Annotated in this window: 22 protein-coding genes and 1 tRNA gene; 18 read left to right on the forward strand and 5 right to left on the reverse strand. The window is 35.9% G+C overall.

Annotated features, from left to right (window positions below):
• Nucleotides 1–9 precede the first annotated feature (9 nt).
• The 9 genes from PHQ93_RS03670 (at nt 10) to PHQ93_RS03710 (ending at nt 6,257) form a co-directional block, all read left to right on the forward strand.
• Entirely contained in the window at nt 10–531 is a 522-nt protein-coding gene (locus PHQ93_RS03670) for an LPP20 family lipoprotein (RefSeq protein WP_299941008.1), read from the forward strand.
• Entirely contained in the window at nt 480–890 is a 411-nt protein-coding gene (locus PHQ93_RS03675) for a hypothetical protein (protein WP_299941009.1), read from the forward strand. The genes PHQ93_RS03670 and PHQ93_RS03675 overlap by 52 nt, the downstream gene beginning before the upstream one ends.
• A gap of 32 nt (nt 891–922) precedes the next feature.
• On the forward strand, nt 923–2,215 hold the full coding sequence (locus tag PHQ93_RS03680; protein WP_299941010.1) for a sigma-54 dependent transcriptional regulator: 1,293 nt from the start codon (nt 923–925) through the stop codon (nt 2,213–2,215).
• A gap of 10 nt (nt 2,216–2,225) precedes the next feature.
• Nucleotides 2,226–3,260: an aspartate-semialdehyde dehydrogenase gene (locus tag PHQ93_RS03685; RefSeq protein ID WP_299941011.1), complete on the forward strand. Its 1,035-nt coding sequence runs from the start codon at nt 2,226–2,228 to the stop codon at nt 3,258–3,260.
• A 2-nt stretch (nt 3,261–3,262) separates the two neighbouring features.
• Entirely contained in the window at nt 3,263–3,781 is a 519-nt protein-coding gene (locus PHQ93_RS03690; protein WP_299941452.1) for a YqhA family protein, read from the forward strand.
• A 37-nt stretch (nt 3,782–3,818) separates the two neighbouring features.
• Nucleotides 3,819–4,850, forward strand: a complete 1,032-nt coding sequence (gene hemE / locus PHQ93_RS03695) for a uroporphyrinogen decarboxylase (RefSeq protein WP_299941012.1) — start codon at nt 3,819–3,821, stop codon at nt 4,848–4,850.
• Nucleotides 4,851–5,783: a radical SAM protein gene (locus tag PHQ93_RS03700; RefSeq protein ID WP_299941013.1), complete on the forward strand. Its 933-nt coding sequence runs from the start codon at nt 4,851–4,853 to the stop codon at nt 5,781–5,783.
• 58 nt (nt 5,784–5,841) lie between these two features.
• Nucleotides 5,842–5,916, forward strand: a tRNA-Asn gene (locus PHQ93_RS03705).
• A gap of 182 nt (nt 5,917–6,098) precedes the next feature.
• On the forward strand, nt 6,099–6,257 hold the full coding sequence (locus PHQ93_RS03710; protein WP_299941014.1) for a hypothetical protein: 159 nt from the start codon (nt 6,099–6,101) through the stop codon (nt 6,255–6,257).
• 289 nt (nt 6,258–6,546) lie between these two features.
• Here PHQ93_RS03710 and PHQ93_RS03715 read toward each other — a convergent pair whose 3' ends face one another.
• Nucleotides 6,547–7,365, reverse strand: a complete 819-nt coding sequence (locus PHQ93_RS03715) for a D-alanyl-D-alanine carboxypeptidase family protein (protein ID WP_299941015.1) — start codon at nt 7,363–7,365, stop codon at nt 6,547–6,549.
• 171 nt (nt 7,366–7,536) lie between these two features.
• On the opposite strand from PHQ93_RS03715, the gene PHQ93_RS03720 reads away from it, so the two are divergent.
• Together PHQ93_RS03720 and PHQ93_RS03725 are read left to right on the forward strand one after the other, a co-directional pair.
• A complete protein-coding gene (locus PHQ93_RS03720) occupies nt 7,537–8,487 on the forward strand; it encodes a nitrate reductase (protein WP_299941016.1) in 951 nt (316 codons plus the stop codon).
• Nucleotides 8,488–8,633: 146 nt separating this feature from the next.
• On the forward strand, nt 8,634–9,383 hold the full coding sequence (locus PHQ93_RS03725; protein WP_299941017.1) for a response regulator: 750 nt from the start codon (nt 8,634–8,636) through the stop codon (nt 9,381–9,383).
• Between the two features lie 16 nt (nt 9,384–9,399).
• On the opposite strand, the gene PHQ93_RS03730 is transcribed toward PHQ93_RS03725, so the two are convergent.
• Nucleotides 9,400–9,603, reverse strand: coding sequence for an RNA-binding S4 domain-containing protein (locus PHQ93_RS03730; protein WP_299941018.1), 204 nt, complete (start codon nt 9,601–9,603; stop codon nt 9,400–9,402).
• On the reverse strand, nt 9,603–10,145 hold the full coding sequence (locus PHQ93_RS03735) for a hypothetical protein (RefSeq protein ID WP_299941019.1): 543 nt from the start codon (nt 10,143–10,145) through the stop codon (nt 9,603–9,605). The genes PHQ93_RS03730 and PHQ93_RS03735 overlap by 1 nt, the downstream gene beginning before the upstream one ends.
• Before the next feature lie 226 nt (nt 10,146–10,371).
• Between PHQ93_RS03735 and PHQ93_RS03740 the strand changes: the two genes are divergently transcribed.
• Entirely contained in the window at nt 10,372–10,590 is a 219-nt protein-coding gene (locus PHQ93_RS03740; protein ID WP_294878387.1) for a cold-shock protein, read from the forward strand.
• Nucleotides 10,591–10,646: 56 nt separating this feature from the next.
• Here PHQ93_RS03740 and PHQ93_RS03745 read toward each other — a convergent pair whose 3' ends face one another.
• Nucleotides 10,647–11,075 (reverse strand): GNAT family N-acetyltransferase, encoded by a 429-nt coding sequence (locus PHQ93_RS03745; protein ID WP_299941020.1) that lies wholly within the window; start codon nt 11,073–11,075, stop codon nt 10,647–10,649.
• Nucleotides 11,076–11,168: 93 nt separating this feature from the next.
• Here PHQ93_RS03745 and PHQ93_RS03750 point away from each other — a divergent pair, with 93 nt between their 5' ends.
• From PHQ93_RS03750 to gdhA, 6 genes are all read left to right on the forward strand, one after another.
• Nucleotides 11,169–12,665, forward strand: a complete 1,497-nt coding sequence (locus PHQ93_RS03750) for an FAD-dependent oxidoreductase (RefSeq protein WP_299941021.1) — start codon at nt 11,169–11,171, stop codon at nt 12,663–12,665.
• Between the two features lie 20 nt (nt 12,666–12,685).
• Nucleotides 12,686–12,823 carry a hypothetical protein gene (locus PHQ93_RS03755; RefSeq protein WP_299941022.1) on the forward strand — a complete coding sequence of 46 codons (138 nt, stop codon included), beginning with the start codon at nt 12,686–12,688 and terminating at the stop codon, nt 12,821–12,823.
• Nucleotides 12,824–12,906: 83 nt separating this feature from the next.
• Nucleotides 12,907–14,511 carry an ABC-F family ATP-binding cassette domain-containing protein gene (locus tag PHQ93_RS03760; RefSeq protein WP_299941024.1) on the forward strand — a complete coding sequence of 535 codons (1,605 nt, stop codon included), beginning with the start codon at nt 12,907–12,909 and terminating at the stop codon, nt 14,509–14,511.
• The gene (locus PHQ93_RS03765) at nt 14,498–15,337 is read left to right on the forward strand and encodes a DUF5718 family protein (RefSeq protein WP_299941026.1); all 840 of its coding nucleotides are present in this window, start codon (nt 14,498–14,500) and stop codon (nt 15,335–15,337) included. Before PHQ93_RS03760 ends, PHQ93_RS03765 begins: the two co-directional genes overlap by 14 nt.
• Nucleotides 15,334–15,678 (forward strand): translation initiation factor, encoded by a 345-nt coding sequence (locus PHQ93_RS03770; protein ID WP_299941028.1) that lies wholly within the window; start codon nt 15,334–15,336, stop codon nt 15,676–15,678. The genes PHQ93_RS03765 and PHQ93_RS03770 overlap by 4 nt, the downstream gene beginning before the upstream one ends.
• 68 nt (nt 15,679–15,746) lie before the next feature.
• Nucleotides 15,747–17,099, forward strand: coding sequence for an NADP-specific glutamate dehydrogenase (gene gdhA / locus PHQ93_RS03775; protein WP_299941030.1), 1,353 nt, complete (start codon nt 15,747–15,749; stop codon nt 17,097–17,099).
• 17 nt (nt 17,100–17,116) lie between these two features.
• Here gdhA and PHQ93_RS03780 read toward each other — a convergent pair whose 3' ends face one another.
• On the reverse strand, nt 17,117–18,373 hold the full coding sequence (locus PHQ93_RS03780) for a diguanylate cyclase (protein ID WP_299941032.1): 1,257 nt from the start codon (nt 18,371–18,373) through the stop codon (nt 17,117–17,119).
• Nucleotides 18,374–18,487: the final 114 nt, after the last annotated feature.

An 18,487-nucleotide genomic window follows, 5' to 3' on the forward strand; every position in this document is an offset into this window, starting at 1 on the left:
GGACAAACAATGAGATATTCCGCACTGCTTGCACTGCTTTTAAGTGTTTCATCACTTTTTGCATCTGAGCGAGATGCTACTACTGTAGAACAAACAAATGTTGAGCTTAAAAAAGTAAGAGCTGAAGCGGCTCAAATAAGAGAAGAACTTGCTCAGGCAAAAGCCCAAAAAGAGGAAGCATTCGCTTCAATAAAAGCTGAAGAAGAACTTTTAAAAAAGAATAGTTCTATGCATATTTCAGTTGTTGGACAAGGCGTTGCACCTATGAACACCTCTTCTCCCGCTCAAGCTTATGCTCTTGCAAAAAGAGCGGCAATCGCAGATGCATACAGATCAATAGCAGAGAAAGTTAAAGGTGTTCGTATCGATGGACAAGACACAATCAAAAATATGATGATTCAAAAATCAACAGTACGAACTTATGTTCAGGCTATGGTAAAAAATGCAAATATTGTTGAAACAACTTTTAAAGAGGGATTATGCGAAGTAGAGATGGAAATAATGATTTCTCACTCAGACTTTGCTCAATAATAATATTTAACTCACTTGCACTTCATGCAAGCGAGTATCTTATCTCCTACAAATATATAATTGAAGATATTATGCTTTACAATGAAACACTGCTTATTTCAGAGGCTATGACAAAATGCCGTGGCAAGCCGTATGATGAGTTGGTTTTTAGCAAGAGTGACAGCAAAGATTTAAAAAAAATTATCTCTGAAAATTCCGAGGAATTTATCGACTTCATACACAAGCTTGGACTTCATCTAGAACATAAAGAGACAACAATAAATTTAAAAAACTCTTCAACAACTACGCTAGTGCTTAAAACAACTTGCTTCAAAGTCGATTTTAATGATAATTTTGTTAAAATTGCACCTTTAAAATAAGAGTGTCAGATACCCAAACTCTAAGGTTCTTCGTGAAAATTGCAATAGTTGAAGATGATATCAATATGAGAAAATCTCTTGAAATCGCAATGAGCGACTATAAAGAGTTTGAAGTAAAAACATTCAAAAATGCAAAAGATGCACTTAAGAGCATTGATGATAGTTTTGATTTGATTATTACTGATATAAATATGCCTGGTATGGATGGTATAGAGTTTGTAAAAACGCTAAATGGCAAATTTGAAGTTATCATAATGACCGGAAATGCAACTCTGCAAAGAGCTATTGAGTCTATTCATCTGGGCGTAAAAGACTTTTTACTAAAACCTTTTGATGTAGATACGCTTATAGCTGCTATCAAAAGAGAAGATAAAATACAAAAAGTAAAAAAAACTATTACGCAAAGTAGTGATAAAAACGGTTTGAGCAGTTTTTTAGGCACATCAAAAGCGTTGGAAGCAGCTCTTAATATTGCTAACAAAGCTGCTAAAACAGATGCCGGCATTTTGCTCTTAGGTGAGAGCGGCGTCGGTAAAGAGATTTTCGCCGCTTATATACACGAAAACTCATCTAGAGCAAAAAAGCCTTTTGTTGCGATAAATATGGCGGCAATTCCGGACAATCTCATAGAGAGTGAGCTGTTTGGATTTGAAAAAGGTGCTTTTACCGATGCCGGTGAAGCTAAAATCGGACAATTTGAACTAGCAAACGGCGGAACGCTTTTTTTAGATGAGATAGGTGAGATGCCTTATGGCGTTCAAGCTAAGCTCCTTCGAGCTATTCAAGAAAAAGAAGTACGAAGGCTCGGCTCGACAAAGGGCATAAAGATTGATATAAGAGTTATTTCTGCAACAAATGCAAATTTAATTGATAAGATAAAAAACGGTACCTTTAGAGAGGATTTGTACTATCGTTTAAATACGATACCTCTAAACATTCCGCCTCTTAGAGAAAGAAAAGATGAAATTTTACAGATTGCACAAAAAGTTTTAGAGCAAAATTGTAAAAAATACGGTTTTACTTTAAAAAATTTTTCAAATGAGGCGCAAAAACAACTTTTGTCTTATAACTGGCCGGGAAACATAAGAGAGCTCATCTCTGTTGTTGAGAGAGCTGTAATATTAAGTGACAGTGATGAAATAACGCCTCAAGAGCTATTTTTAGAACATCGAGGATTGACTAAAGAAAAAGATATTGCAACTATGGAAAGAGAACTTATACAAAAAGTCCTAAATTCCGAGAGCGGTGATGTTGACAAAGCATCGGAAGTGCTAGGTATGAGCAAATCAAACTTAGTTAAAAAAATAAAAATTTATGAACTGTAAGGAGTAGGAAATGTCAAAGAAATATAATGTAGCGGTAGTTGGAGCAAACGGAGCGGTTGGAGAAGAGATATTGGCAATTTTGCATGAAGTTAACTTTCCTATCAATAAACTAGTTCCTTTGGCTAGTTCTAGAAGTGCAGGAAACACGGTAGAATTTGGCGGCAAAGATATAGTTATAAAAGAACTGACTGACACTGTTTTTGAAGAAGAGGATGTTGAGATTGCACTCTTTTCGGCAGGCGGAAGCGTGAGTGCCCAGTTTGCACCCTCAGCTGTTAGAGCCGGTGCCGTTGTAATTGATAACACATCGCACTTTAGAATGGATGAGAACATTCCTCTTGTTGTTCCTGAAGTAAACCCTGAAGATATTGCAAAATGGAAAAAGTCGGGAATTATCGCAAATCCAAACTGTTCTACTATTCAAATGGTTCAAGCACTTAAACCGCTAGATGAAGTTTATGGTCTAGTTAGAGTCGATGTAAGCACATATCAAGCAACATCAGGGGCCGGAAAAAGAGCTATGGAAGAGTTAGTTAATCAAATGAAAGATTTTTTCAGCTTTAAATTAAGCGAGAGTGCACATAAGGCATTTAAGCACCAAATTGCTCTAAATGTAATCCCTCAAATAGATACTTTTTTAGAAAATGGATATACTAAAGAAGAGATGAAAATGGTAAATGAGACTACAAAAATTATGCACAAACAAATTCCTCTAAGTGCAACTTGTGTTCGCGTACCGACTCTTCGCGGTCATGCAGAAGCTCTTACTCTTACATTTGCAAATGAAGTTTGTGCAGATGAAGCTAGAGAGATTTTAAGAAAAGCTCCAAACCTTGTTATTTTAGATACTCCTATGGAATCTATCTATCCGATGCCTTCGGTTTGTTTAGAAAAGAATGAAACTTTTGTAGGGCGAATCAGAAATGACAACTTCTCTAAAAATATGCTTCATCTCTTTATCGTTGCCGATAATCTAAGAGTAGGTGCCGCTACAAATGCCGTTCGCATAGCTCAAAAATGGGTAGAAATGAAGGAAGAAAAGTGAATTTGTTAGAAGAAGTTTTTGAAAACGGTCTATGGAGTTCAAGATTTGTAATAATTCTCGCCGTAATTTTTGGTCTCATCGGTGCTATCTTACTCTTTGTCGTTGCCAGTTTTGATGTATATGAGACTGCAGTCTATGTAATAAACACATATCTTACACATGTTCATCCTGAAAATTTCCACGAAGAGGTTATCGGCGGGATTATAGGTGCAGTTGATTTGTACCTAATCGGTGTCGTAATGGTAATCTTCTCTTTCGGTTTGTATGAACTTTTTATCTCTGAAATCGACCCTGCAAAAGATGAAGAGGGAAAAGAGAATCAACTCCTTGCAGTACACTCGCTAGATCAGCTAAAAGATAAAATATCTAAAGTAATCGTGATGGTCTTGGTTGTCGGATTTTTTCAAAAAGTCGGACACACGGCATATAACAGTGCTCTAGATTTACTATATCTTGCTCTTTCTATTGCAGCGATTGCGGTTGGTCTTTTCTTTTTAAGCAAAGTCGGAAAAGCACACTAATTTAGAATTAAAAAAATAAACTATTTTAAGGATTAAAATGAGTAAAATATTTGTAGATGCATGTTTTGGCAAAGAGACTCCCTATACCCCTGTTTGGATGATGCGTCAAGCAGGTCGCTATCTTCCTGAGTATATGGAAGTAAGAAAACAAGCCGGAAACTTTTTAAACCTATGCCACAATCCAAAACTTGCCGCAGAGGTTACACTTCAGCCTGTCGATATTGTCGGTGTAGACGCAGCAATTCTATTTAGCGATATCTTAGTTGTTCCAAATGAGATGGGCATGAAGCTTGATTTTCTCGTTGGAGAGGGACCTGTTTTTGAAAAGCCCATCAAAACAGAGGCTGATATTGATGCTCTTTTGGGTGGCGATGAGGCAGCGTCGAAACTTACTTATGTTTATGAGACCATAAAAATTATCAAAGAGCAACTAGCAGATGATAAAGCTCTAATCGGTTTTACGGGTGCACCGTGGACGCTTGCAACATATATGATAGAGGGAGAGGGTACAAAAACATACAATATCTGTAAAAAGATGATGTACTCAAATCCTGAACTTTTGCATAAAATACTCGCAAAAGTAACGGAAGTTGTAAAGCTGTACATGGAAAAACAGATAGAAGCGGGAATCGATGTCGTTCAGATATTTGACTCATGGGCTGCTGCAATTGAACCTGCAAAATATGATGAATTTTCTTGGAAATACATGGTAGAAATTGCCGATTATCTTAAAGCAAAATACCCGCACATCCCGATTATAATGTTCCCAAAAGGCATACCTGCATTTTTAGACAAAGTGTATGGAAACTTTGATGTATTCGGCGTAGATTGGTCGACTCCTATGGCTCTTGCAAAAGAGAAGCTTGGTGATGAGTATGTACTTCAAGGAAATATGGAGCCGTGCAGACTATACTCTAAAGAGTCAACGACGCAGTGCGTAGAAGCACTTCAAAATATCATGGGCGGCAAAAGACATATATTCAACTTAGGGCATGGAATTTTACCTGATGTACCGGTAGAAAACGCGAAACATTTTATTAGCGAATGCCACAGAGTTAGCAAAAAATAAGTGAAGACGATTTTTGGACCTATAAACTCAAGAAGATTCGGTTCTTCTTTGGGTATAGACCTCTCCCCTGCCCTAAAACAGTGTAATTTTGACTGCCTATACTGTGAACTAGCCCCTAGTGCGACGACGGATGAGCAAAAAAATATAGTAGAAGTATCTACGATTATCAGTGAACTAAAAGAGCATTTAAACAACCATATAGATGTTATAACCATAACCGCAAACGGCGAGCCAACCCTCTATCCATACTTAGACGAACTAATCGATGAATTAAACAAAATCAAAAACGGTACCCAAACTCTTATACTGACAAACAGCTCAACATTAGTTGATGAAAAAGTTTTTAACTCACTCTTAAAACTCGACCAAGTTAAACTATCTCTTGACGCGGTAAGCGAGAGCGTTTTTAAGAGAATTGATAGACCGCACACAAATATAGATATTGAAAAAATAGTTCAAAAAGTAATTGAATTTAGCAATGTTTATAAAGGCAAGCTCTTCATTGAAATACTTTTTGTTCATGGGCTCAACGATACGAAAGAGGAGATTGAAAAACTAAATAGCGTTCTTTTAAAACTGCATGTTGAAAGAGTGGATTTAGGCACTATTGACAGACCCCCTGCTTATCCCGTAAGTGGTCTTAGCTACAAAGAACTTCATGATGCTTCACTTCTCTTTGAGAGCTCCCTGCCTATTCATATAGCTTCAAGAGTTCATGCAGAGCCAAATAATACTGGCTATACCGATGAAGAGATATTAAATACGCTGGACAAGAGACCATTAACTGCCGAAGATATCAACCTGCTATTTGATGAAGAGAGCAAAAAACGACTTGAAATACTTATAAAAGAGTCTAAAATTACCAAAAAAAGAGTAGGAAATTTGGAATTTTTTATTTTACATGAAAATGAGAAGCGAAAACGGATAAAATAGCGTAAAATGCTTGACTTTTAAAACATCATAAAGTATAATTCCACCCTCTTAAAAATATTCCGAATTAGCTCAGCGGTAGAGTAGGTGACTGTTAATCACTTGGCCACTGGTTCGAATCCAGTATTCGGAGCCACCCTTTTTAAAACCCATAAAACACGGCATTTCAGAAGATTTATTTTCCTATTGTGCCCAAAGTGTGCCCTTAGATATTACCCAAAAATGATAATTCAGCCTCTCGTTTTTTTCATTACGCCGAACTGTTCAATAAATTATTTTTAGAATTGGCGATAACAAAAATTTAAAAAGGAGTCCTTTATGGCACTGCATATAGACAAAAGCGGAAAAATACAAATTGTGACACCGCCAAAAACACTTACAAGTGGTGAAAAAAAGCTTTTGGAAAATAGCCAAGTAAATGAGCATCTCATCCAAAAAGCGATAAATACTAAATTTAATGTAGTATATGGGCAGTAATATAACTATCGTTAAAATAGACGATAAAAATATTCGCCTATATAAAGCGCCAATTCTAATATCAAGTGCAATTTTCACCTAAAATTCACTAGCTAACTTTCTACTCATTTCACTAAAAATACTTTATATGAAATTTTATAGCCCTCAATGGATGCCTAGTATCCAAGCACTTTTCTAGGTCTATGGTTAAGTCTGTTTTGTATCATAAATTTTATTGCGGATTTTATTTTTAAGTTGCAGTATTAAAGAGAGCTATCTTTTGCTCTCTTTAATGTCCTAAAATGGTTGACTACCCATTTTTAGATGATTTTGACACAAAAACTTGCTCAAAAATTTGTTTTGCAGTTTTCCAACGATCTTCTTTGGAATCCATCATTACTATAAGACAATCTCTACCGTTTTTCTTTGCTCTTGCGATTAAACACGCTCCTGCTTTAGAAGTATACCCCGTCTTCACCCCAACAGCGTATTCATAACGACTAAGAAGGCGGTTATGCGTGTACGCATAAAACTTTTTATTATTATTTAGAGAAAAATAAGTATGTTGATTCTTCTTACTGATTTCATTAAAGTATTTATTCTTTATTGCATATTCTGTCATTTTCAAAAGGTCGCTCGGTGTTGAATAATGCTCTTTATTATCAAATCCACACGGATTTACAAAGTGAGTATGCTTCATACCTAATGCTTTAGCTTTGGCATTCATCATCTCAACAAAGCGCTTTTCAGTTCCTCCGACGGCAATCGCAATTGATTTGGCAGCATCATTGTCCGATTTCACCATCGCCGCCGTAACTAGGTCTCGCAGCCTGATAACATCACCAGGTTTGTATCCTGCAATGGTAGGTTCCACTTGAATCATCTCATACGTAATCGTCACGGGACGGTTTAAATCTCCCTGCTCGATCGCAATCAAAGCAGTCATTACTTTTGTAAGGCTAGCCGGTTTTAGCTCTTTAAACGCCTCTCTGGCATAAAGCATTTGATTGGAAGTCATGTCTTTAACTAGCAACGCACCGACATTGAGTTTATTTAACTGCTCTTTATTTATACTAGCAGAAGCGCTTATGGTCAAGCCAAATAATAATACACAAAAAAATTTGATCATACTCTCTGAACTCCTTAAAATTTTTCAATTTAACTATTCTACCTCAAAACGGCTTATTATGTTCATCAATTTTAAAAATAAAACTGCAAAATTGCAAAAAAGCATTTTATGTTCCTCTTTAACATCGTGTTAACCTATAGTGGTATAAAATATCTCAAAAAAAGGCAGCTTTTGCAAAAGATATTTTTACTTTTTTTTCTACTAATGGGGATAACGTTTGCAAAAGATATATCTCCTGTCTCTCGTTTTTACTCTGTCGGTTTTGTAAATGATTTTATTGTGCATGAAAATCTATTATATGCCGGAAACGACATGGGAACGGTCGATATATTTGACATAAAAACGGCAAAATTAATAAACCAAATTTCACTTCCGCCGATTGCATCTTCTATGAACAAAATTATCCCTGCGGATATACTTAGCGTAGATTATATAAACGGCAAGGTTCTGATTCTTAGTATTGGAGAGAGCGGTTATCGCAATGTTTGGATATATGAAAACAATATGCTAAAACAGATAATAAATGAAAATAAAAAATTAACCATTAAAAAAGCTAGATTTATAGATAAAGAAAAAATAATATTGGCAACACTTGATTCTGATATTATCTTACACGATACATCCGAAAACTATAATCTATACCGCTCAAATGTGTCACAAAGTACGATGGGAGATATCTCTCTAAGCGATGACAAAGAAAAAATAATTTTTTGTGATGAAAGCGGAGAGGTAAAAATAATAGATGTTAAAAATTCAAATATTATTAAAAAATATTCATCACAAAATGTAGATAATATTTTTAGAGTCGCCTATAGCAACGGCGTCATAATCACGGCGGGACAAGATAAAAGAGTCGGGGTTTATCAATCTAATCAAGAAGCGTACCACATTAAAAGCAACTTTTTGGTCTATTGCGTAGGCATAAGCCCAAGCGGAAAAATCGGTGTATACTCAAGCGGTGAAGAAAATGTACTGCAACTTTTCGATACCAAAACAAAAACGAAGTATGACCGATTAATCGGTCATAAAAATGTTATTAATCAAATTAAGTTTGTAAATGAAAACGAACTATTTAGTTCAGCTAGAGATAATCATATTTTGCGGTGGAAACTCACTCAATAATCGCTCTTTTAGTGTAGTTTTGTAACAAAATTATCACAATTATCACAATTGTCACAATTTAACTTCTTAATTAAAAAAACTTATATTAAAATGATATTACCTATAAATGTCATAAAATAATTATAAATAAACTTTAAGGGTTGGGCATGGAAAAAAAAACTATTATCATTGTTGAAGATGATGAGATAACGGCACTAAACTTAAAACTATCTCTACAAAAATATGATTATAATATTATTTCAATATGCGACAGTGCCGCCGATGCAAAAGAAAAAATAGACATCTTTAAACCTGATGTTATTATCATCGATATCTCCCTGCAAGAGAGTAATGACGGAATTGAGTTAGCTAAAGCAATCAAACAGCATTATGCGATACCTTTTATATATTTGACTTCTTACAGCGACGATGAGATAATAGCCGAAGCGATAAAAACAGAACCATACGGCTATATTGTAAAACCGTTTGATCCATCTTCACTCCATGCAACAATACAAATGGCGATTTTTAAATTTGATGTAGAAAATCAGAGATTCGCAGAACTAAACAATTCAAAAGTAGATGAGCAGAGCTTAGAAAAAATGCTCTACGCAAGAAGAGATGCAGATAAACCTGTTGTTAAATTTGGGGATGCATATCATATCGACATATCGAAAAATGAGATATTTTATAATAATGAAAAACTCAAACTTACAAAAAAAGAGAGTGCCATTTTTAGGCTTCTTGTTGCAAAAGTAGGACATACTATCAGTTTTTCTCAAGCTATCGACTATGTTTGGAAAGAGCACGGCGCTACGGAAAACAGCATAAGAACACTTGTGTGGAGACTTAGAAACAAACTCCCGACCGACATTATAAAAAATGCCTCCGGAATCGGTTACTATATAGAAGAGTAACCAAATTCTATTATAGTTAACAAACCTCTATAACTACATCCGCTACTTCTATGACATCGCCGCTGCGAATTTTGGCTCTTTTTCTTAGCTCAACTTCATCGTTTCTTCTTACATGTCCATCGGCAATTATAAGTTTGGCTTCCGCTCCGCTGTCAACTAAATCTAAAACTTTTAAAAGCTTATAAAGCTCTATATACTCATCATTTAAAATATATTTCATCATACCTCTTTATCTAATATAGAAAAACCTAAATCATACATTGCTTTATCTACCATCTCGATAGCTCTGTCCATGGTTTTTTGAGAAATTTCAGGCAATTTTCCGCCCCACATCTCCTCGGCCTCTTTAAATCCCTGAATCATTCCTTCACGCCCTGCACGAAATCTATCTTCATCTTTGCCCGCTCCGTTTATAACAAAGTCGGCTATCCTCTGCGATGTCTGATTTATACCGAAAAACCCGTCTTCGCTGACAAGTTCAGTTGCCTCTTTTTTTGAGAGTTCGGCTATAGGCTTTCCGTTATAACCTATATCTTTGAGAAAAGTTTGAAAATCATCATACTCTTGCTTAAAGTTATTATTCCCGCCGGCAATAGTACCTTGAATAGAAGCTGAATTAAAAGCAACTGCATTTGCATTTTGCTTGATTTGCTCTCTAATCTCTTTAACCTCATCTTTTGATAGTTTTTCGGTAAAAAGAGGCTTAATTGCCGACATCTCTTTTGTAGAGCTAAAAACACCCATGCTAGATGATACTTGCATAACAAATCCTTTTTCTTTTTTCAATCTATACATATCGACCTAAACCCGACTTACATAAAGTTTTTATTTTTATGTACAAAAATTTAAAACTTAGGTTATAATTCTTTTCGATGAAAGATTTTTGTGTGCGAGTTCATCTATAGTATATTCTGCTAGACAAACGACTCTCCCTATATTTTGACTCCACTTCCAAAAGAAGTGAATTTTTACCACAGAGGTACTACACATGGCAGAATTGCTAGACGGATCAGTTAAATGGTTCAATGAAGAAAAAGGTTATGGTTTCATTCAACAAGAAAATGGCGGAAAAGATGTATTCGTACACTTTCGTCAAGTAAACAGAACAGGTCCAGGTCGTGTTTCTTTAGCTGAAGGTCAAAAGGTAACTTTTGAACTTGGTGAAGGTCAAAAAGGTCCTCAAGCTGAGAATGTAACACCTCTATAAGGTTTTACCTTGCAGGCATTTTTTGCCTGCAAATCTTTTACTTAATCTCTTTTAAATTACTTTTCATTTCCGATACTCTTTAAAAAAACAAAACTCTTTTTTAAAAAACCGTTTTTTTCATAAAACTTATGCGCGTCAACCCTTGCAAAACCCGATGATAAAACTATATTTTCACACATACCCATTTTTGCATAGTCCTGAAGATACTCAAGCATCATCGCTCCATATTTTTTGCCTCTATACTTCTCATCCGTAACCAAATCAAAAACAAACAGATGTCTTTTATGATAAAGATTTGTTTGAATTGCAATACCGGCATAAGCGATTAACATCTCTTTATCTATTATGCCTATCATTTTATATTCACTTTTTCTCATCTCATATATCAAATCTTCAAATTCATCATATGTCAATGTTGTACGAAGCTGAGAAACCACTTCATAGGCCATTAAAAGCTCTTTTAAATCCAACTCTCTAATCTGCATAGTATCAACCGTTATTAAATTGCAAAATCTTATAATAATTTTAGTTACAATACCTATAGAGGTACTCTATATTTTTTTTAAAGTGAAGCTTTTATGTCTATAAAAAATTTTGAAGTAATAATTATAGGAGCCGGAGTATCCGGTGCAGCACTAGCGTACGAGCTTGCAAGATATACCGATATCAAATCCATCGGAATAATTGAAAAATATGAAGATATTGCCACACTAAATTCCTGCGCGACAAGCAACTCCCAAACTATACATGTGGGTGATATTGAAACCAACTATACTCTTGAAAAAGCAGCTATTACAAAACGAACTGCAAAAATGGTTGAGAAATATTGCTTGCAACATAACTATCAAAACGAGATAATATTTTCACACCAAAAAATGGCTTTAGGCGTCGGAAAAGAAGAGGTCGAATTTTTACTGCATCGCTATGAAGAGTTTTCCGAGCTATTCCCTTATCTAGAAGTGTGGGATAAAGATAAGCTAAAAGAGTTGGAACCGCGTGTCGTATTTGATGAAAACAGTAATGAGAGAAAAGAGGAAATCGTCGGAATCGGCACAAGAGGGCAATGGACTACCGTTGATTATAAAAAACTATCAAAATCATTTATAGAAAATGCGAAGAAAGAAGAAGGTATCAGTGTTGAACTCTTTTTAAATACTAAAGTCGAGGAGATTAAAAAAAGCAAAAAGCGAGGATATGTCGTTAAAACCAAAGATAAAAGATTTTATGCCGACTTTGTCGTTGTAGATGCCGGAGCGCACTCTCTATTTTTAGCTCATAAAATGGGATTTGGTCTAAATCTCGGCTGCTTGCCCGTGGCGGGAAGTTTTTACATGACAAACGAAAAAATGTTAAACGGCAAAGTTTATATGATTCAAAATCCTAAACTTCCGTTTGCGGCTCTTCACGGCGACCCAGATATACTTGCAGGAGGAAATACCCGTTTTGGTCCGACTGCACTAATCTTGCCTAAACTAGAGCGATACAAAAGCGGTACCTATATGGACTTCATCAAAACGCTTAGATTTGATAAAAATATCGCTATTGCTTTGTGGAAACTTTTAAAAGAGAGTGACATACGCAACTATATTTTTAGAAATTTTCTATTTGAAATCCCTTTTATAAATAAATACTTTTTTTTAAAAGATGCCAGAAAAATCGTTCCCTCACTAAAAGCGGACGAGTTTAAATATGCCGAAGGTTTTGGCGGTGTTCGCCCTCAAGTACTCAATAAAGATGAACAAAAACTTCTTCTCGGCGAGGCGTCTATCTACACAGGTGAAGGAGTAATCTTTAATATGACACCCTCTCCGGGAGCAACATCATGTTTGGGTAATGCAGAGCGAGACTTAAAATATATAGTAAAATATCTCGGCAAAAATTTTTATGAAGAGAAATTTAAAGATGAGTTAACCGACGGCGAATATTGCGCACTTCCACAACCGATAGCGTCGCAAAAAGCTGTTGTAAACCTCATCAGAGCAGAAATACAAAAAACACAAGAGAAATTTTTTCAAGAGTTACATATAGGCAAACCTGATGCCGATTTTTGGGATAAACCGCATAGTAAAATATAGGCACATATATAAGGAAAGAGATGAAAGCGCTATTTTTAACAATAATTCTAATATTTGCAGGATGCAGCACAAAAGAGATTAACGAGGGCATAGAGAGCATAACAAGTGACATATCAAACGCTTTTGAAAATGCAAAAGACAAATCTCCAAATAAATAATAATCAGTTTTTAAACAACTATTGGCTACAATCGCGAAAAATTATAGACACATTTTAGCTGTGTCTAAACGAGAGATAAAATCATGGTAACAGTACAAAATTTAGTTATGCGTTACGGAAATAGAGTTCTATTTCAAGACATAAACCTTAAACTTGACCGTCATAAAAGATATGGTCTTATCGGTGCAAACGGTGCCGGAAAAACAACATTTTTAAAAATACTCAGCGGTCAGATAAAAGAGTATGAGGGTGAAATTATTATCCCAAAAACAAATAAAGTCGGTGTTTTAGGACAAAATCAATATGCCTATGAGGACTTTACGATTGCCGATGCTGTTTTATACGGAAACAAAAGACTCTATGATGCGATTAAAGAGAAAGAAGAAATCTATGCAACGGGTGATTTTGAAGACGATGCGGTAAATGACCGTCTTGCAGAGCTGGAAGTTATCTGCGTTGAAGAAGATCCGACTTACGAGTATGATGTAAATATTGCAAAAATCCTAGAAAATGTAGGTATTCCTGCAAGCAAGCATAACGACCTTATGAGCACGCTTGACAGTGCTGATAAATTTAAAGTTCTTTTAGCGCAAGTTTTATATCCAAAACCCGATGTTTTATTTCTTGATGAGCCAACGAATAACCTTGATATCCAAACTATCAGCTGGTTAGAGCATGAACTTCAACGCCATGAAGGCACAATGGTAGTAATTTCACACGATAGACACTTTCTAAACTCGGTAGTTACAAATATTTTGGATGTTGATTATCAAAAAATCCGTGAGTTTACGGGTAACTATGATGATTGGTATATTGCCGCAAATGTTATAGCAAAGCAGCAAGAGCTAAATAACGCTAAAAAAGAGAAAGAAAAAGAGCAGCTAGAAGCTTTCGTTCGCCGTTTTAGTGCAAATGCCTCAAAAGCAAAACAGGCGACTTCAAGACAAAAGCAGCTTGACAAACTTGTAATTGATGATATAAAACCATCTTCAAGAAGAGACCCGAGTATCGTATTTAAACCAAAGAGAGTTATGGGGGATGAGGCATTAAATATCATCAACATAAACCACTCTTACGGCGATAATGAAGTTTTAAAAAATATAAGTTTAAAATTTGAGCCGGATGAAAAAGTTGCACTAATCGGACCAAACGGTGCCGGTAAAACAACACTTTTAAAAATAATCATGGAAGAGATGAAGCCCTCTAGCGGAGAGATTCATTGGGGTGCTACGATTGAGAACAGCTACTTCCCGCAAGATACGGCAGATATCATCAAAGGTGAAGGAACTCTATACGACTGGCTTAGAGGATTTGATCCAAAACGAGATATTGCAGAGATTAGAAACTGTTTGGGACGTATGCTTTTTAGCGGTGAGCAGCAAGAAAAATCTGTTGTAAGTATCTCAGGCGGTGAAAAACATAGAATGATGCTAAGTAAAATGATGCTTGAGGGCGGAAACTTTTTAGTTTTAGATGAGCCTTCAAACCACCTTGACCTTGAAGCAATCGTTGCCCTTGGCGAAGCTCTTTACAATTTTAAAGGTAATGTTATCTGTGTATCACATGACCGTGAACTTTTAGATGCATTTGCAAATCGTGTTATAGAACTTAGAGCAGACGGTACTTATGTTGACTTCAAAGGCTCTTACGAAGAGTTTGTAGAAGCTAAAGAAAATGGACAAATATAAAGATTTTTTAGGGCTGGGGATTGCAGGCAACTTTGCTCTGCATCTTGCCCAAGCCGGTGAGCTGGAAGATTTTAAAGAGATTATCACCGCCGATGAAGCATCTCCAAAAGGGATGTTTCCTTTTTATCTGCCAAAGCGTGTTGATGAAGCGAAAGATATTTTAAACACCTACCCTCTCTCAAGCTCCACTATCAAACTGCCATATCAAAGTGTTAATGTTCAAGCTGAACCGGAAGTTGCTCTTATCTGCGATTTTGTGTATGAAAACAACAGACTCTCAAAGATAATCCCGACTCATTTTGGAGCATATAACGACTGTTCTATAAGAGTTGCGGGAGCTAGCAAAATCAGTGATAAAAAAAACTGGGGCGAAAATTCTAAAGGAGTGAGCGAAAACCTTATCCAAATAGACAGGTTTGATGGCGGCGGGATTATGGATAGTTACTCGATATGCAGTTTTTTAAAAAGAGATAATGAAATCCATGCTTACGGGGAGGATGTAGAACTTAGCGGCTACAGCTACTTCTACGAAAAACTGCTTGATTGGATGGTAAATCAGATAAACACCCAAGAAGATTTCGGACCTCTTGAGCCTCTAAGCGAATACATTTTGAGATGTGAAAATCCGACAAAAGCTATCATCAGCATCGGCGCAACAAGATATACTCACTACGGCGAAACCACATTCTTAAAAAATGGCGATGAGATAATCATAGCAGTCTATAACAGAGCAAAAACAACATCACAAAATATCTTAAAGAGCATAGAGGATGAGAGTTATAACCTCTTGGATGCAAGTATCTTAAGACAAAAAGTTCTCTCATGAGCAGAGGCAAAAAACTAGATATTTTCATCGGTGCAGAGATAGAAGATGGATGGGCAAAGGTTGAGTCACCTAAAAAAACAGATATATCAGACGAGATTTTAGAACCGCAAAAGCACTTTTTGGTTTTTAAAAAAGAAAAAAGAAGAGGAAAAACAGTAACCCTTGTCGGCGAATTTCATCTAAGCCAAAATGATTCGGAAACGATATTAAAGAGTTTGAAAAAAAAGCTCGGCTGCGGCGGCACTCTTAAAGACGGATGGATGGAGTTTCAAGGTGAACTCAAAGAGAAGCTTAGAATTTTGCTTGTAGAGAGTGGTTTTAGATTTAAACACGGACATTGATTTTTAATAATGCTATAAATTTTAGTATATAATACTACTAAAAGCCTAGTTAAATCAAAGGGAAATTAATGCCGTATGTTAAAGAAGTTTTAGATTATTTAAGAAGAACAAGCCCCGCTCAAAACGAGTTTTATCAAGCTGCCGAAGAGGTATTGGAGTCACTAAGACCTTTAATACTGCAATACCCCAAATATGCAAAATACAAAATTATAGAGAGAATCGTAGAGCCTGAGAGACAGATACTCTTTAGAGTAAACTGGCTTGACGACAAAGGCGAGATTCAAGTAAACAAAGGGTACAGAATCGAGTTTAACTCTGCTCTTGGACCATACAAAGGCGGTTTAAGATTTCATCCGAGCGTAAAGGCGGGGGTCATTAAATTTTTGGGATTTGAGCAGATTTTCAAAAACTCTCTGACAGGACTTCAAATCGGCGGAGGAAAAGGCGGAAGCGACTTTGATCCAAAAGGCAAATCCGACAATGAAATTATGAAATTTTGCCAAGCGTTTATGAGTGAGCTATATCGACATATCGGAGCGACTACGGATGTTCCGGCGGGAGATATCGGAGTCGGTGCAAGAGAGATCGGCTATATGTTTGGAATGTATAAAAAGCTCTCAAACAGATATGAAGGCGTCTTTACCGGCAAATCCTTAAAATGGGGTGGATCGCTTGCAAGAACTGAAGCCACCGGATACGGAGTCGTCTATTTTGCAAAATATATGCTTGAGGATAGAGGTGAGAGTTTAAATGGCAAAAAGTGTGTAGTCTCAGGAAGCGGAAATGTCGCCCTGCATACAATCGAAAAACTTTATCATCTCGGCGCACTTCCCGTTACATGCAGTGATTCAAGCGGTATGATTTACGATGAAAATGGTGTTGATTTAGAACTTCTAAAAGAGATAAAAGAGGTTAAGAGAGAAAGAGTTAGCGAATATATAAAATATAGACTCAATGCAAAATATACTCCTGTTGAAGAGTATCCACAGGGTTATAACGGCGTTTTTTCAATTCCATGTTTTGCAGCTTTTCCGTGCGCTACACAAAATGAGCTAAACTTAAATGACGCGAAAAATCTTCTTGCAAACGGCTGTTTTTGCGTAAACGAGGGTGCAAATATGCCATCAACAAATGAGGCTGTTAATCTTTTAATTGAGTCTAAAATCTGCTACGGACCGGGGAAAGCCGCAAATGCAGGCGGCGTTGCTACAAGTCAGCTTGAGATGGCACAAAACGCTTCTATGACTAGCTGGAGTTTTGAAGAAGTTGACGCCAAACTAGCTAAAATTATGAAAAATATCTATGTGAGTGCAAGTCAAACGGCGGCAGAGTTCGGCGAGCCTACTAACTTGGTTTTAGGTGCAAATATTGCAGGATTTAGAAAAGTAGCGGACGCTATGATAGAACAAGGATTGGTTTAAAGCATCAGGTGTAAATTTTATGCACTGGCTTCTTCTATGATATGCGGAGTTGCCGTGCTAACATTTGTAGTTATATCGTATCCGTCTCTTCCATTCTCTTTTGCACTATAGAGCATCTCATCAGCACGACTTATTAGCACTTCTTCATCAAGTGCTTCGTCAGCTATACAACAAGCTACACCGATAGAGACGGTCAGAAATTCATTAACCTTAGAACCTTTATGCTCTATTTTGCTATCTCTTACCACATCACAAATATTGGCAGCAACCGTTGCACTGTCTGATTCTGATGTTTCGCTAAGTAACACTCCAAACTCTTCTCCGCCAAGCCGAAATATAAAATCACTAGGACGGTTAAGTGCATCTTTTAAAATTTTTGCAACACTCTTAAGGGCGATATCGCCCTCTATGTGCCCATATGTGTCGTTATATTGTTTAAAATAGTCAATATCAAGCATCATAAAAGTTATATAACTGTGAGTTCTTTTTGCTCTTCTTATCTCTCTCTCATATATAAGATTAAAATATCTTCTATTGTAGAGTCCCGTTAAAGAGTCCGTATATGAAGCATTTTCTAACTTTTTATTAGCTATTTTCAATTTTTTCGTGGTTATTTCAAGAGTCGTTTGATCATTTTTAATACTCTTAAATACATAATATGAGATTATCATAACACCAAAAATTACAATAACCAATACGGCACCTACTTTTAACAAAATCGAGTCGTATAAATTTAAAAAATTTTTTCTCTCATACTTGGCAATATCAATTTCATACTCAATCAACTTACTTACCACTTTATGAATATGCGTAATTCTCTCCTCAAAATTGCTAATTGACAAATCTTTAATGTTATTTCCAACTGCGAGTGCATCTAGTATCTTAAAAAAATAATCGTTTGTTGCTTTTATTTCTGCCGCGGTATACTCTACATATGAAAACTCTTCATATCTTTTAAAATGCGACTCATAATTTTTCCACTCTTTATTGATTGTATCTATTGCAGTTTTTATTTGTGCTTTTATCTCATACGCATTTACTTCGGAGTGCTTGGCTTTGTAAATCGTACTTGCTAAATTTCCGTGATATGTTTGAAGAATGGTACTTAGTTCAATAACCGGAACAAGAGAGCCGAAATATAGCGAATCTAAATTTTTTTTCATAGAGTTTAAATTTATCGTACCCATAACCCCTATAATAACAAGTCCGATAGTTACGATTATAAATATAAATAAAAGTTTGCTCTTTAGCTTTAAAGCTTCTATAAAATTCATCTAACTCCCTAAAATACATCCTAAAACTAAAGCAAACACTATGCCAAATATAAAAATTATTTTTAAAAAAAGTATCTTTTATGATAAAATACCCGATATATAAATTGAGTTTCG

The organism is Sulfurimonas sp., assembly GCF_028714975.1.
Lineage (GTDB): Bacteria > Campylobacterota > Campylobacteria > Campylobacterales > Sulfurimonadaceae > Sulfurimonas.

Bases quoted from the DNA above. Each gene is read 5' to 3' on its own strand.
- PHQ93_RS03745 (WP_299941020.1), bottom strand. From the start codon at position 11,075: ATGCAGATTAGAGAGTTGGATTTAAAAGAGCTTTTAATGGCCTATGAA.
- PHQ93_RS03755 (WP_299941022.1), top strand. From the start codon at position 12,686: ATGAAAGCGCTATTTTTAACAATAATTCTAATATTTGCAGGATGCAGC.
- PHQ93_RS03780 (WP_299941032.1), bottom strand. From the start codon at position 18,373: ATGAATTTTATAGAAGCTTTAAAGCTAAAGAGCAAACTTTTATTTATA.
- PHQ93_RS03675 (WP_299941009.1), top strand. From the start codon at position 480: ATGCGAAGTAGAGATGGAAATAATGATTTCTCACTCAGACTTTGCTCA.
- PHQ93_RS03770 (WP_299941028.1), top strand. From the start codon at position 15,334: ATGAGCAGAGGCAAAAAACTAGATATTTTCATCGGTGCAGAGATAGAA.
- PHQ93_RS03710 (WP_299941014.1), top strand. From the start codon at position 6,099: ATGGCACTGCATATAGACAAAAGCGGAAAAATACAAATTGTGACACCG.
- PHQ93_RS03765 (WP_299941026.1), top strand. From the start codon at position 14,498: ATGGACAAATATAAAGATTTTTTAGGGCTGGGGATTGCAGGCAACTTT.
- PHQ93_RS03730 (WP_299941018.1), bottom strand. From the start codon at position 9,603: ATGAAATATATTTTAAATGATGAGTATATAGAGCTTTATAAGCTTTTA.
- PHQ93_RS03760 (WP_299941024.1), top strand. From the start codon at position 12,907: ATGGTAACAGTACAAAATTTAGTTATGCGTTACGGAAATAGAGTTCTA.
- PHQ93_RS03735 (WP_299941019.1), bottom strand. From the start codon at position 10,145: ATGCAAGTATCATCTAGCATGGGTGTTTTTAGCTCTACAAAAGAGATG.
- PHQ93_RS03740 (WP_294878387.1), top strand. From the start codon at position 10,372: ATGGCAGAATTGCTAGACGGATCAGTTAAATGGTTCAATGAAGAAAAA.
- PHQ93_RS03750 (WP_299941021.1), top strand. From the start codon at position 11,169: ATGTCTATAAAAAATTTTGAAGTAATAATTATAGGAGCCGGAGTATCC.
- gdhA (WP_299941030.1), top strand. From the start codon at position 15,747: ATGCCGTATGTTAAAGAAGTTTTAGATTATTTAAGAAGAACAAGCCCC.
- PHQ93_RS03715 (WP_299941015.1), bottom strand. From the start codon at position 7,365: ATGATCAAATTTTTTTGTGTATTATTATTTGGCTTGACCATAAGCGCT.
- PHQ93_RS03670 (WP_299941008.1), top strand. From the start codon at position 10: ATGAGATATTCCGCACTGCTTGCACTGCTTTTAAGTGTTTCATCACTT.
- PHQ93_RS03725 (WP_299941017.1), top strand. From the start codon at position 8,634: ATGGAAAAAAAAACTATTATCATTGTTGAAGATGATGAGATAACGGCA.
- hemE (WP_299941012.1), top strand. From the start codon at position 3,819: ATGAGTAAAATATTTGTAGATGCATGTTTTGGCAAAGAGACTCCCTAT.
- PHQ93_RS03685 (WP_299941011.1), top strand. From the start codon at position 2,226: ATGTCAAAGAAATATAATGTAGCGGTAGTTGGAGCAAACGGAGCGGTT.